The sequence below is a fragment of the Synechococcus sp. A15-28 genome, from assembly GCF_014280175.1.
Lineage (GTDB): Bacteria > Cyanobacteriota > Cyanobacteriia > PCC-6307 > Cyanobiaceae > Parasynechococcus.
Map to the genome: position 1 here is coordinate 722116 of NZ_CP047931.1, position 12667 is coordinate 734782.

The 12667-nt window shown below is 63.7% G+C and carries 15 protein-coding genes; all 15 read left to right on the forward strand.

Features of this window, described 5'->3' with window-relative positions; all coding sequences use genetic code 11:
- Positions 1-33 precede the first annotated feature (33 nt).
- Positions 34-801, forward strand: a complete 768-nt coding sequence (gene hisA / locus SynA1528_RS03785) for a 1-(5-phosphoribosyl)-5-[(5-phosphoribosylamino)methylideneamino]imidazole-4-carboxamide isomerase (protein WP_186587765.1) — start codon at positions 34-36, stop codon at positions 799-801.
- A gap of 124 nt (positions 802-925) precedes the next feature.
- A complete protein-coding gene (locus SynA1528_RS03790) occupies positions 926-1294 on the forward strand; it encodes a Fur family transcriptional regulator (protein ID WP_286187941.1) in 369 nt (122 codons plus the stop codon).
- A gap of 74 nt (positions 1295-1368) precedes the next feature.
- Positions 1369-2943: a DUF3685 domain-containing protein gene (locus tag SynA1528_RS03795; protein WP_186587766.1), complete on the forward strand. Its 1575-nt coding sequence runs from the start codon at positions 1369-1371 to the stop codon at positions 2941-2943.
- A 30-nt stretch (positions 2944-2973) separates the two neighbouring features.
- Entirely contained in the window at positions 2974-3516 is a 543-nt protein-coding gene (locus SynA1528_RS03800) for a thylakoid membrane photosystem I accumulation factor (protein ID WP_186587767.1), read from the forward strand.
- A gap of 34 nt (positions 3517-3550) precedes the next feature.
- Positions 3551-4711 (forward strand): F420-0:Gamma-glutamyl ligase, encoded by a 1161-nt coding sequence (locus tag SynA1528_RS03805; protein WP_186587768.1) that lies wholly within the window; start codon positions 3551-3553, stop codon positions 4709-4711.
- 36 nt (positions 4712-4747) lie between these two features.
- Positions 4748-5743 (forward strand): hypothetical protein, encoded by a 996-nt coding sequence (locus tag SynA1528_RS03810; RefSeq protein ID WP_186587769.1) that lies wholly within the window; start codon positions 4748-4750, stop codon positions 5741-5743.
- A 1-nt stretch (position 5744) separates the two neighbouring features.
- Positions 5745-6218 carry a Holliday junction resolvase RuvX gene (gene ruvX / locus SynA1528_RS03815; protein ID WP_186587770.1) on the forward strand — a complete coding sequence of 158 codons (474 nt, stop codon included), beginning with the start codon at positions 5745-5747 and terminating at the stop codon, positions 6216-6218.
- A 20-nt stretch (positions 6219-6238) separates the two neighbouring features.
- A complete protein-coding gene (locus SynA1528_RS03820) occupies positions 6239-6787 on the forward strand; it encodes a DUF3727 domain-containing protein (RefSeq protein WP_186587771.1) in 549 nt (182 codons plus the stop codon).
- The gene (locus SynA1528_RS03825) at positions 6775-7296 is read left to right on the forward strand and encodes a YqeG family HAD IIIA-type phosphatase (protein ID WP_186587772.1); all 522 of its coding nucleotides are present in this window, start codon (positions 6775-6777) and stop codon (positions 7294-7296) included. The genes SynA1528_RS03820 and SynA1528_RS03825 overlap by 13 nt, the downstream gene beginning before the upstream one ends.
- Positions 7293-8366, forward strand: a complete 1074-nt coding sequence (gene proB / locus SynA1528_RS03830) for a glutamate 5-kinase (RefSeq protein ID WP_186587773.1) — start codon at positions 7293-7295, stop codon at positions 8364-8366. The genes SynA1528_RS03825 and proB overlap by 4 nt, the downstream gene beginning before the upstream one ends.
- A 35-nt stretch (positions 8367-8401) precedes the next feature.
- Positions 8402-9445 carry a UDP-3-O-(3-hydroxymyristoyl)glucosamine N-acyltransferase gene (lpxD, locus tag SynA1528_RS03835; RefSeq protein ID WP_186587774.1) on the forward strand — a complete coding sequence of 348 codons (1044 nt, stop codon included), beginning with the start codon at positions 8402-8404 and terminating at the stop codon, positions 9443-9445.
- A 32-nt stretch (positions 9446-9477) separates the two neighbouring features.
- A complete protein-coding gene (gene leuB, locus SynA1528_RS03840; protein WP_186587775.1) occupies positions 9478-10551 on the forward strand; it encodes a 3-isopropylmalate dehydrogenase in 1074 nt (357 codons plus the stop codon).
- 63 nt (positions 10552-10614) lie between these two features.
- Positions 10615-11517, forward strand: a complete 903-nt coding sequence (locus SynA1528_RS03845; protein ID WP_186587776.1) for a phosphoribulokinase — start codon at positions 10615-10617, stop codon at positions 11515-11517.
- Between the two features lie 72 nt (positions 11518-11589).
- Complete coding sequence (locus SynA1528_RS03850) at positions 11590-11871, forward strand: hypothetical protein (protein ID WP_186587777.1); 282 nt, start codon at positions 11590-11592, stop codon at positions 11869-11871.
- Positions 11868-12650 (forward strand): prepilin peptidase, encoded by a 783-nt coding sequence (locus SynA1528_RS03855; RefSeq protein ID WP_186587778.1) that lies wholly within the window; start codon positions 11868-11870, stop codon positions 12648-12650. Before SynA1528_RS03850 ends, SynA1528_RS03855 begins: the two co-directional genes overlap by 4 nt.
- The last annotated feature ends 17 nt before the right edge of the window (positions 12651-12667 follow it).

Here is a 12667-nt window from a genome sequence, read left to right on the forward strand (position 1 = left end):
GAGCTGCAGGATGGGCTCAGATGTCTCATCGGCATGGAGATCCTCCCCGCTATTGATCTGCTGGATGGGACCTGCGTTCGCCTGCACCAGGGGGATTACGACCAGGTCACCCGTTTCAGCAATGATCCTGTGGCCCAGGCCCTCAGCTGGCAGCAACAGGGGGCAACCCGTCTGCATCTGGTGGATCTTGATGGTGCCAAGCGGGGAGAGCCGGTGAATGACGCGGCCGTCCAGGCGATCACGGCGGCTCTTGATATCCCGGTGCAGCTCGGTGGAGGCGTTCGTTCGCTGGAACGGGCCGAGCAGTTGCTTGCCTGTGGTCTTGATCGTGTGATCCTCGGCACCGTGGCGATTGAGCAGCCAGAACTGGTCCAGGATCTGGCTGCTCGACATCCAGGCCGCATCGTGGTGGGCATCGATGCCAAGGACGGGCGGGTCGCCACCCGGGGCTGGATCGAGCAAAGCGATGTGCTGGCGACGGATCTGGCCAAAACGTTCAGCAGCGCTGGAATTGCCGCGATCATCACCACGGATATCGCGACTGATGGCACCCTGGCTGGGCCGAATCTTGAGGCTCTCAGGGAGATGGCGGCAAGCAGCAGTGTTCCGGTGATCGCCTCCGGTGGCATCGGTTGCATGGCGGATCTGCTGGCACTGCTTCCCCTGGAGTCACTCGGCGTTTGTGGTGTGATCGTCGGTCGCGCTCTTTACGACGGTCGCATTGACCTCGCGGAAGCAGTTCGGGCCCTGGCGGAGCCACGGTTGCAGGACGTCACAGCTGTTGCAGCAGACCTGGCTTGATCAGTCGTCTTAAACTGACTTTATAAATTGCGTATGTGTCATCAGGCTCACGTCTCCTGGATCAGCAGTTGCTCGGCCTGGTGACGGGCTGCAGGGGGTGTTTGAGCGCTGCCGGCAGTTGGGCATGCGGCTGAGTCGTCAGCGACGGATGGTGCTGGATCTGCTCTGGACGGAGAAAAGTCACCTCAGTGCCCGGGACATTTTTGAAAAGCTCAACGCCCGTGGACGGAGCATCGGTCATACCTCGGTTTATCAGAACCTGGAGGCTTTGCAGTCTGCAGGCGTGATCGAGTGCCTGGATCGTGCCAGCGGTCGGCTTTATGGCTACCGCAGTGATCCCCACAGCCATCTCACCTGTCTGGATACCGGAGCGATTGAGGACATCGATGTGGAATTGCCGAAGGATTTACTGGACCAGATTCAACGGCGTACAGGTTTCCGGATCGAGTCCTACACCTTGCAGCTCAACGGCCGACGCCCACTGGAGCGATAGGCCCAAGCTCGTTACCTTGACGAGAACTCGTCCTGAACCGTTTGGCTCCCCTAGCTCCGGTACGGATTCTGCTGATGGCATCGGACCTGCTCGGGGAATCGCTGGCCCTGCAGCTCACGAGTCGGCAGTCCGACTGGCAGGTTCTGCTTCGACCGGATGAGCTCAAGGGCCATCCTCAGATCGTGATCTGGTCCATCGACAAGGTTGCATCGCTCAGCGCCCTGCAACGGGAGGTGATGCAGCTGCAGGAACGCTGGAAGCCGGCACCGCTGCTGCTGTTGTTGCCGGTGACCATCTCCGCCAGCCGCGATCAGTTGCTGACCCTGACCGCTGAAGGACTGCTTCAGAACAGTGATTGCTCCCAGTTGCAGCTGGCCATCGACACCCTGCTCCAGGGGGGACGGACGGTTCAACTTCAGACAGCAGCCTCTCCGTCCGAGCCGCCTCCGCTTGGGCTGGCCCAGTCGCTGTTGCTCAGCGGGCTGCAGCAGATCAGCAACGACCTGCAGGTGATCGAAGCCATGCTGAATCCCCCCCCGCAGTCGTGGCTGCTGTGTCTGCTGCTGGAAGGACGATGCCGTGAACTGCGCAGCGCCCGCTCCCTGCTGCTGTGGTTGTGGGGCCCCCTGCAGGTGGGGCTGGAGGATGCCGTTCCCCTGCGTCAGACGGAGTCTTCCCCTTCGATTGGGGAGTCAACCGCGATCACCCTGCGTCAGCGCAATGCTGTAGCCGTATGGAACTCCATCCGTGAGCGGTTGGATGGTTCCGTCCAGAGCGGCCTCAGCAATGCCACCGGACGTCTCCTGGCGATTGAGGGGCTGCAACCCGATCGTCGCCGTGAGCTGCTGCTGGCTCTGCTCCAGCAGTTGGATCAGGTGCTGGGGCGGCTGCGCCACGAGGATCCAGCCCCTGCCAGCTGGTCGTCGCTCCAGCCTGAATTAAGGCGTCAGGCCCTGTCGTCGATGGCCGGTCATTACGTCCAGATTCCCAGGGACGGTGCTCTGCAGCCGGTGGCGTCCACGCTGCTGGCCTCCGCCGACCTTGAGGGGGACGATGACGAGCTGCCCGACCCTGCCGCGATGCTGATGCCCTTGCTGGCGGACCAGCCGGTGCTGGTGAAGGGACAGCTCCTGCCCGCTGATGATCCAAGGGCTCTGCTGCAACTGGAAACCCTGGTGAGCAACTGGCTGGTGCGCACCGCTGAGTTGATCGGGGCTGAGCTGCTGGAGGCCTGCGGCGAGTGGCCGGAACTGCGCCAATACCTGCTGGGGGATCGCCTGCTGGCGACCCGGGAACTGGATCGCCTGCGCAACCAGCTGAACAACCAGTTGCGCTGGTCCGAATGGATTGAGCGACCGATTCAGTTGTATGAGAGCCAGCGCACCTTGTTTCAACTGCGCGGTGGACGAATTGAACCTCTGCAACTGATGGAGCCCCGCGATCAGGAGCTCAACAGCCTGGGTTGGTGGCAGCGCCAGGTTGCACTGCTGCTGGAGACCCGGGACGCGCTGGCTCCCCAGGTGCAGTCTCTGCTGCGACGCCTTGGGGATCTGGCTGTGGTGCTGCTCACCCAGGTGCTGGGAAGGGCGATCGGTCTGGTCGGTCGTGGGATCGCTCAGGGGATGGGGCGCAGCCTGGGGCGCGGCTGAGGCCACAATGGGCCTCCCCGAACCGGCCTGATGGGTTGTCTGTTGCCTCGTCTGCTCAGTTGCGTTCTTGCGCTTCTGATGTTGGTGTCACCCGCTCAGGCCGTCCTTAACGACGACAACTACGACGGCAACATCTACGCCCTCTATGCCGGCAATGGTTCCCTGGTGCCTCCGGCCAACACCCTTGAGGAAACCCTGGCGGAGCAGCGCACAGCCGTCATCGTTTACTACCTCGACGACAGTGCTGTCAGCAAACGCTTCGCTCCGGTGGTGTCCGAGCTGCAGCGTCTCTGGGGCCGGGGGATCGATCTGCTGCCCCTGACGATCGACCCGCTGCAAGGACGCCAGCCAACCGGTGCCGCTGATCCCGCCACGTACTGGCGGGGGCAGATCCCGCAGGTTGTGGTGATCGACCCGCAGGGTGAGGTGGTTTTCGATCAGGACGGACAGGTTTCCCTGGTCGCGATCAATGAGGCGATCAGCCGTGCCACAGGATTGCCGGCCCCTGATCTGCCGACGATCGATCAGGAGGGCAGCTTCAACGAGGTGAATATCGAGGTCACCACCGGCTGATCGACTTACGCTGCCGCCCAGCTGGTTCACCGCTGTGTCGCTGCTGATCGCCCCCCTGGCCCTCGGAGCGGGTGTGGCCTGGTTGGAAGCCCGCCATCGACTGCGGCCCGCATCCCCTCTGCGCCTCACAGCCAGGGATTGGACGGTGACCTCCCTTGGGGGGGTGCTGCGGGTGGATGGTGTTCTTGAGATCAGCAACCCCCACCCGCGCATGGAGGTGTTCGTGCCGGAACTGCGGGTGGAGCCCACGCTGCTGGGCAAGGCTGACCTGTCCGGCCTCACCGTCACGACACGAATTCAAGCCGATCATCCCGATGAGGAGACCCGTGCCGACGGGTACTGGGCCGCTTACATCGTCAAGGGCCGGAAGACCACACGGGCCCGGGTGACGATTGAGATAAGTGGTGGCGCATCCCTGGATCAGGTCGACACGCTCTGGGCTGATGTGCATTGGATCAACTATGGCCCGTTCGGACGCCTGGCACGCCGCCAGGGGGTGCCAGTGCCGCTGCGCTCCCCGGAGCCCCTAAGAGCGGATCAGGCCCCGTGGCAGTCGGGAGATGACTGCAGCGTTCTGCCCTTGAAGACCCACCTGCTTGGTCCCCTGGATCAGCCGATCGACGTGATGCGGCGTTACGCCGCGCCTCTGCTGCAATCCGGCGATGTGCTCACGATCGGCGAGACGCCCTTGGCCGTGATTCAAGGTCGCTACCAGCACCCCAGTGAGGTGGAACCCGGCTTGGTGGCCAGGCTCGCCTGCCGGGTGTTTCACCCCACCAGCAGCCTGGCGACAGCCTGCGGCATGCAGACCCTGATCGATGTCGTGGGTCCCACCCGGGTGCTTGCAGCCTGGCTGGGTGGTCTGCTGATGAAACTGGTGGGCATACCGGGTGGTTTCTATCGCCTCGCCGGGGACCAGGCCCGCCTGATCGATGACATCACAGGGACCACTCCCCCCTATGACCAGACCATCGTGCTGGGACCGGAACGCTCTGCGTCCTTCTGCGAGGAGGCCTCTGAGGCCCTTGGTGTTGCCGTAGCCATCGTCGACGTCAACGACCTCGGTCGGGTCAAGGTGTTGGCGTCCAGTGCCGGCTGTGATGACGCCTTGTTGATGCGGGCCCTGAAGCCCAACCCCGCTGGTAACGCCAACCAGCGCACGCCTCTGGTTCTCGTGCGTTCCGGTCGCGCTTGAGCACTACATTGAACGTGGTTGCGACTGGGGGGAGGAATGACAGCACAACCCCTGGAGCCTCTGAGGGTTGAGTCCCTAAGTCCCGCGCATCTGGCCTGGTTTCCGCAGCTTCAGACGGTGCTGCTGGGCGACTGGCTGGCCCGGATTGAGCAGCGCTTTCCCGATCTGCTGCCGAGTCGCTCGCCCCGATGCTTCATCGCGTTGGATGCCGACGGTCCTCTGGCCGCTGTAGTGGTTCAGCCCATCAACCGTCGCGGCAGCTGCTGGACCCTGCATCGACCGCAGCAATTGATTCGTGAGAGCGTGCATGGGCTCAGAACCGTGCAGCGCACTCTTCTGCAGACCGTGCTTCACCAGGGCGATCGTCAGGTCGGCAGCTGGGTGATCCGTCGCCCCGCAGGCGACGCCGATGCCATCGCCCTGTTGCGGGAACTTGGGTTCCAGCCCCTGCGTCCGTTTCAGGTCTGGCACCCTCCGGCCACACCACCAGCGCCAGTGGAATCCCTGCCCCAGGGGCTGACCTGGCAGCCGATCAACCGTCGCAATGCCCAGCGACTCTGGCCGATTGAACAGGGGGGCTGTTTCAGCCATCTGCGGCAGATCACCGATCGCCATTGGCTGGATCTGCTCGATCGCCGCGGGCCAGGGTGTGGCGTCCTTGTGGCAGGTGATTCCGTGCTCGCCGGTTGCCTGCGCCTCGGCGTTGGTGTGGATGCCCAAATTCTCGAATTCATCCGCGATGTGGCCTGGGACCCCCGCCTTGATCAGGCCCTCCCTCAGGTGTTGCGCCGGCTTCAACCGCAGACCTGCGTCGCCGGGCTGAGCACGGCTCTGGATGATGCGCCGATGGCCGAACTGCTCAGCTGTGAAGGTTGGCGTCGCGGTGAGGAGCAGCTGCTGATGGGCCGCAGCATGTGGCGTCGCCAGACCGCTCCGCGCAATCTGCAACTTCGCAGCTCGTTGGATCAGGTTCTGGGACGCCTGCGTCCTCAGGGGCAACCCATGCCCTCCCCAAGTCTGCGTCGCCGCTGAGGTGTCTCGCCCCTGTTCGGTGCTGAGTCTGGATGTGGGACGTCGGCGCATCGGCCTGGCCGGATGCGATCCGCTTGGCATCACCGTCACTCCGCTGACGGCTTTGCATCGGGGGCGCTTCGATGCAGATCTGGTCATGCTTCAACAGCTCTGCAAGGACCGTCGGGTTCAGGGTCTGGTGGTGGGGCTGCCTTTGGATGCGACCGGTCAGCCCACATCCCAGGCGGAGCATTGCCGTCGTTACGGCACACGTCTCGCCGAGGCGTTGCAGTTGCCCCTGGCCTGGGTGAACGAGCACTGCAGCACCTGGGCGGCGGGGGAGCGCCATGGGCTGACGGGAGATCGCAGTGGTCGGCTGGACAGTGCAGCTGCAGCGCTGTTGCTGGAACAGTGGCTGCAGGAGGGGCCGGAGCTCAAACCGGTCCAGTCATTCGGGGACAGCGCGGGCATCGAGCATTCCGATGGTGGATCCTGAGCGCAGTGTTTCCAGCGTCCATGCGTGACTCCGCATCCGGCAGTGGTGACGTTCCAACCGTTCTGGTGCGCGACGGGGATGGCCGTGACCTGCTCTGCTTCCTGGAGCAGTTGATTCCTCTGGATGGCAACGACTACGTCCTGCTGACGCCGGTTGATACGCCGGTGTCGCTGTTCCGTCTCCAGGATGATGCCGATCCGGAGCCGATCATCGCCCTCAACAGCAGCGAACCGATCCTTTCGGTTGCCGACGTGGTGCTGCAGGAGCATGACCTCACCCTCGTTCGTTCTGCGGTGACCCTCACCGTGAGCGGTGAACTGGATGAACCGGATCCCGATGATCTGGATGACGATGATGAGGAAGACGGCGACGAGGACTCGGAGACCTTTGAGCTGCTGGTGAGCTTCATGGTCGAGGAGCAGGAATACGGCCTTTACATTCCGCTCGACCCGTTTTTTGTTGTGGCCCGCATGGTCGATGGCCAGGCGGAATTGGTGGAGGGAGAGGATTTCGATCGGATTCAGCCGCGCCTGGAAGCGGAACTTGAGGACAGGGAATGGCCGGAGTGAGCCCTCAGCATCGATTGCAGCCCAGCTGGGATCCGGGCTTGACCATTGCCCATCTCTCCCTGCCCCATCTGCTGTCTCAGGGTCTTGCCGCTGCCGTGCTTGACGTGGATCGGACCCTGCTGCCCGGGCGCGATGTGACCCTGCCCGATCCGGTCCTGGCCTGGCTCACGGATGCCAAACGTCGCCTGTCGCTGCACCTGTTCAGCAACAACCCATCCAGGGTGCGGATTGCAGCGGTGGCTGACCAAATCGGTGTGAGCTTCACCTGCGGGGCCAGGAAACCCCGACGGGGTGCCCTGCGACGTGTCATCGAGGAGCTTGATCTTCCCCCCGAGAAGATCGCGATGATCGGTGATCGCCTGTTCACCGACGTCTGGTGCGGCAATCGACTTGGTCTCTACACCGTGTTGGTGCGACCGATCGCCGTGGATGGTTCGCCCTGTCCCCATGACCGGGTGCAACGGTTGGAGCGTCGTTTCGCCGGTTGGATGGGGGCCCCCACGGCATGACGCTGTGGGTGGTGAAGTTGGGCACGAGTTTGCTGCGGGGAGACACCGCTGCAACGATTGATGGCTTCGCCACCGGTATCGCCGCTGCCTTTGCCCGGGGTGATCGGGTCGTTCTGGTCAGCAGCGGAGCCGTCGGTCTCGGTTGTCAGCGGCTTCAGCTTCCCCAGAGGCCAGAGACCGTTGTCGCCCTGCAGGCGGCGGCGGCCACCGGCCAGGGCCAGCTCATGGCTCTGTACGAGCGGGCGTTGGCAAGCCATGGCATCGCTGTGGCGCAGATCCTCGTGACCCGCTCGGATCTGGCTGACCGGCGGCGATACCAGAACGCCTCCGGAACGTTGAAACAGCTGTTGCAGTGGGGTGTGTTGCCGGTGGTCAATGAAAACGACGCCATTTCCCCGGCTGAGCTCCGCTTCGGAGACAACGACACCCTGTCTGCCCTCGTGGCCGCGGCCGTCGATGCTGATCAGCTGATCCTGCTCACCGATGTGGACCGTCTCTATTCGGCGGATCCTCGCCTTGTGGCGGATGCCCGCCCGATCTCTGATGTGCATCATCCGCGGGAGCTGGATGCCCTCGAAGCCGTTGCCGGAGATGGTGGGCGTTGGGGCCGCGGTGGCATGACCACCAAACTGGCGGCGGCTCGGATCGCCACCGCCAGCGGCATCACGGTGCACCTCGCGGACGGGCGGGATCCCACCCGCCTCAGTGCGCTGTTGCAGGGGGAGCGCGGAGGCACGGTGTTTCATCCCCATCCGGAACCGTTGGGCAACAGGCGCAGTTGGCTGGCCCATGCTCTGCAGCCCCAGGGGACCCTGACGCTGGATTCCGGGGCCTGTGATGCGTTGCATCGGCGCGGTGCGTCCCTCTTAATGGTCGGGATCTCCGCTGTGGATGGGGAATTCCCCGCCAATCAGCCCGTCCGATTGCATGGTCCCGATGGCTGGGAGCTGGGACGAGGCCTTTGCCTGCTCTCCAGCGCAGCTGTTCGGAGGGCTCTTGATGCGCCCCCAGCACCCGGCCCATCCCCAGTGGTGGTGCATCGGGACGCCTTGGTGCTTCACAGCCGCTGAGCGCGCCTACGATCCGGCCGCCGCCCAGCGACATCATGCGTTTCAGCAGCTTGATCAAGGCCCTGCAGTCTGGTGAGTCGGGATTGCTCTGGAGTCAGCCTGGTCAGGATCCAGTGCTGTCCGGTGCCGCTGCCCTGGATCAGGCTACGAACGATCAGCTGAGTTTTCTTGAGCCTGGCAATGCGTTGTCCTCAGCTCTGAGCGACAGCGCTGTTGGGGCGTTGCTGTTGCCCGATCAGCAGGATCTGATCGACCTCGCCTCTCAGCAGAAGATCGCCTTTGCTGTGGTGTCCGACCCTCGTTTGGCCTTCGCTGAAGCCCTCGATTGTCTGCATCCCCGCATGCGCCCGCAGGCTGAGATTCACCCCACGGCCGTGATCGATGCGCGGGCCGTGGTGGGCCCCGGTACCGCGATCGCCGCCCGCGTTTGCATCGGTGCCGGCAGTCGTGTTGGAGCGGACTGCATCGTTCATCCCGGGGTTGTGATCTACGACGACGTGGTAATCGGTGACGGTTGTGAACTCCATGCCAACGCCGTGCTGCACCCCGGCAGTCGCCTGGGGCGGCGATGCGTGGTGAATTCCAATGCTGTAGTTGGGTCCGAAGGATTCGGTTTTGTCCCCACGGCCAAGGGGTGGCGCAAGATGCCGCAGACGGGGCTGGTGGTGCTGGAGGACGGGGTGGAGGTCGGCTGCGGCAGCACGATTGACCGTCCCTCAGTGGGGGAGACCCGGATCGGAGCCGGAACCAAAATCGACAATCTGGTTCAGATCGGTCATGGCGTGAGCACCGGCCGCGGCTGTGCCTTCGCGGCCCAGGTGGGCATCGCCGGCGGTGCCCGCATAGGCCATGGTGTGATCCTTGCCGGCCAGGTGGGAGTTGCGAACCGAGCGGTTGTTGGGGACCGGGCCATCGCCAGTTCCAAGTCCGGCATCCACGGTGAGGTGGCGGCCGGTGAGGTGGTGAGTGGTTATCCCGCCATCCCCAATCGCCTCTGGCTGCGCTGTTCCGCCGCCTTCAGCAAGCTGCCTGAGCTGGCGCGGACCGTTCGGGAGCTCAAACGCAACACCCCTCAGTAATCTCAGCGATCGACCTTCCCCACTGCATCGACATGGCCCAGCACCGCGTCGTCCTGCTTCCCGGCGATGGCATTGGCCCTGAGATCACCGCTGTGGCCCGCCAGTTGCTGGAGGCGGTGAGCGAGCGTCACGGGTTCCAGCTGAGTTTCGAAGAGCAGCTGATCGGCGGCAGTGCCATCGATGCCACTGGTGAGCCCCTGCCCGCCAGCACGCTTGAGGCCTGCAGGGGTGCTGATGCCGTTCTTCTGGCGGCGATCGGCAGCCCTCGTTTCGACAACCTGTCTCGCGACAAACGGCCTGAGACCGGTTTGCTCGGGCTGAGGTCTGGCATGCGTCTGTTTGCCAACCTGCGGCCGGTGAAGATCGTGCCCGCATTGATCGGGGCCAGCAGCCTGCGGCCCGAGGTGATCGAGGGGGTGGATCTGATGGTGGTGCGTGAACTCACCGGAGGGATCTACTTCGGGCAGCCGAAGGGGCGGATCGAGGCCGACGGTGAAGAGCGTGGCTTCAACACGATGACCTATTCCTCAACCGAGGTGGATCGCATCGCCAAGGTGGCCTTTGAGCTGGCCCGGGAGCGTCGCGGCGACCTCTGCTCCGTGGACAAGGCCAATGTGCTGGATGTGAGCCAGCTGTGGCGGGACAGGGTGGATGCGATGGCCCCGACCTACGGCGATGTGGCTGTGAGCCACATGTACGTGGACAACGCGGCGATGCAACTGGTGCGCAGTCCCCGTCAGTTCGATGTGTTGCTCACAGGCAACCTCTTCGGAGACATCCTCAGTGATGAGGCGGCCATGCTCACGGGCTCGATCGGCATGCTTCCGTCGGCCTCCCTGGGCAGCGATGGCCCTGGCCTGTTCGAGCCGGTGCACGGCTCCGCACCGGACATCGCTGGCCAGGACAAGGCCAATCCCATGGCCATGGTGCTGTCGGCCGCGATGATGCTCCGGACCGGCCTCAAGCTGAGCAAGGCTGCCGATGATCTTGAGGCAGCTGTGGACAAGGTGTTGGCGGCTGGCTTCCGCACCGGAGATCTGATGGCGGATAGCTGCACGTTGCTGGGATGCCGCGCCATGGGTGAGGCGTTGTTGAAGGCTCTCTGAGGTTGTATTGGTGAAATCGGTCCGTGATCTGGCAAACTCGCCGAGCCCGTTGTCCCTGCGCTGATGTCGAAGCGTCACCCGGTCGTCGCTGTCACCGGTTCCTCCGGAGCTGGAACCAGCACCGTCAAGCGCGCCTTCGAGCACATCTTTGCGCGTGAAGGCATCACTCCGGCTGTGGTGGAGGGCGATAGCTACCACCGCTATGAGCGGATGCCGATGAAACAGGCCATGGCGGATGCCCTGGCCCGTGGTGAGAACTTCTCCCATTTCGGCCCGGAAGCCAACCTGTTCGACAAACTCGAAGAGCTGTTCCGCACCTACGGTGAAACCGGTGCCGGTCAGAAGCGTTACTACCTCCACAGCGCCGAAGAGGCTGCTGAGCACAACTCCCGTCTCGGCGTTGACCTCGGCCCGGGTCAGTTCACGCCATGGGAGGACATTCCCTCAGGGACTGACCTGCTCTTCTACGAAGGCCTTCATGGCGGTGTGAAGGGTGAGGGCTACGACGTGGCGTCCCTCGCCGATCTCCTGGTCGGTGTCGTGCCGATCACCAACCTGGAGTGGATCCAGAAAATCCACCGCGATAACGCCGAGCGCGGTTATTCCGCCGAGGCAATCGTCGATACGATCCTGCGCCGCATGCCGGATTACATCAATCACATCTGCCCGCAGTTCGGCGAAACCGACATCAACTTCCAGCGTGTCCCCACCGTGGACACCTCCAACCCTTTCATCTGCCGCAACATCCCAACGCCGGATGAAAGCTTCGTCATCATCCATTTCCGTAAGGGAGCCCGTGAGAAGTGGGGGATCGATTTCAACTACTTGTTGAACATGATCCACGACTCCTTCATGTCCAGCCCCACCAGCATTGTGGTGAACGGCGGCAAGATGGGCTTTGCGATGGAACTGATCCTCACGCCGATCATTCACCGCATGATCGAAGAGAAGAAGAACCTGGGTTGATTCCGATCGGTTGACAATTTGATCCCTAAGGTGGGCTCATCTGAGCAATCAGGTGGGCCCATTTCCTCTTCAATGCCCTCCTTCGAGATCCGTGGTGCCGCAGGAGTGCCCGCTTCACCACGCTGGGATCGCATTGACAGCCGTGCCTTGATTCAGGCGGCGCGAGGGGTTTACTTCTCCCATCTGTCCGAAGCCACCGGCGCACGGGATCCTCTTGGGGTGGTTCTGGCGCCAGGGCAGCCCGGCGGCCGGGTTGTGTTTGAACTGCCGGTTCTTCTGCCGGAGGAGGAATTCATTGAGCTGGAGCTGATCCGGGGCCGAAGCACACGCGGGAGACGTCGATGGAAGGGATGAAGTTGCTCATGGTGGCCCTGTTCGGAGCCTGCATCGGCAGTTTCACCAACGTGGTGGTCTGGCGTCTGCCTCGGCAGGAGTCGGTGGTTTATCCCGGCAGCCACTGCCCCCACTGCGGCCATGCCATCCGATGGCACGACAATCTGCCGGTGCTGGGGTGGCTGCTTCTTCGGGGGCGATGCCGTGACTGCGGCTCCGGCATCAGCTGGCGCTATCCGGCTGTGGAGTTGGTGAGTGCCCTGCTCTGGCTCAGTGCCCTGTCGGTGCAGGCCGGTGGTGGTCTGCCGGAACCCTGGGGTCCATGGGCCGGTCAGGTGCTGGTGGCTCTGCTGCTGCCCCTGGTGCTCATCGACCTTGATCACCTCTGGTTGCCGGAGCCGCTGTGTCGATGGGGCCTGGTGATCGGCCTTCTGTGCAGTGCAGGCGCCGGTTGGCCTGTTTTGGCTGACCACCTCGTGGCAGCTGCGATGGCTCTGGTGCTGCTCGAGGGACTCAGCGGAATGGCTGAACGGCTGCTGGGGCAATCGGCCCTGGGCTTGGGGGACGCCAAGCTGGCGGCTCTCGGTGGCGCCTGGCTCGGTGCTGCCGGCATTGCAGCCGCCATGGCTCTGGCCACGTTGAGCGGGGCCTTGGTGGGAAGCCTGGGTCGGGTCACCGGACGGCTGCAGCCGCGTCAGGCGTTTGCCTTCGGACCCTTCATCGCACTGGGGATCTGGCTGGTGTGGCTCAGGGGTGCTGACTGGTGGTGGGAGCAGTGGCAGCAGCTGCTGGGTTTTTAATGGTGGAAACGGGCGGC

Coding starts and splice junctions, on each gene's coding strand:
- hisA (WP_186587765.1), top strand. CDS start 34: ATGGAGATCCTCCCCGCTATTGATCTGCTGGATGGGACCTGCGTTCGC.
- SynA1528_RS03790 (WP_286187941.1), top strand. CDS start 926: ATGCGGCTGAGTCGTCAGCGACGGATGGTGCTGGATCTGCTCTGGACG.
- SynA1528_RS03795 (WP_186587766.1), top strand. CDS start 1,369: ATGGCATCGGACCTGCTCGGGGAATCGCTGGCCCTGCAGCTCACGAGT.
- SynA1528_RS03800 (WP_186587767.1), top strand. CDS start 2,974: ATGGGTTGTCTGTTGCCTCGTCTGCTCAGTTGCGTTCTTGCGCTTCTG.
- SynA1528_RS03810 (WP_186587769.1), top strand. CDS start 4,748: ATGACAGCACAACCCCTGGAGCCTCTGAGGGTTGAGTCCCTAAGTCCC.
- SynA1528_RS03820 (WP_186587771.1), top strand. CDS start 6,239: ATGCGTGACTCCGCATCCGGCAGTGGTGACGTTCCAACCGTTCTGGTG.
- SynA1528_RS03825 (WP_186587772.1), top strand. CDS start 6,775: ATGGCCGGAGTGAGCCCTCAGCATCGATTGCAGCCCAGCTGGGATCCG.
- proB (WP_186587773.1), top strand. CDS start 7,293: ATGACGCTGTGGGTGGTGAAGTTGGGCACGAGTTTGCTGCGGGGAGAC.
- lpxD (WP_186587774.1), top strand. CDS start 8,402: ATGCGTTTCAGCAGCTTGATCAAGGCCCTGCAGTCTGGTGAGTCGGGA.
- leuB (WP_186587775.1), top strand. CDS start 9,478: ATGGCCCAGCACCGCGTCGTCCTGCTTCCCGGCGATGGCATTGGCCCT.
- SynA1528_RS03845 (WP_186587776.1), top strand. CDS start 10,615: ATGTCGAAGCGTCACCCGGTCGTCGCTGTCACCGGTTCCTCCGGAGCT.
- SynA1528_RS03850 (WP_186587777.1), top strand. CDS start 11,590: ATGCCCTCCTTCGAGATCCGTGGTGCCGCAGGAGTGCCCGCTTCACCA.
- SynA1528_RS03855 (WP_186587778.1), top strand. CDS start 11,868: ATGAAGTTGCTCATGGTGGCCCTGTTCGGAGCCTGCATCGGCAGTTTC.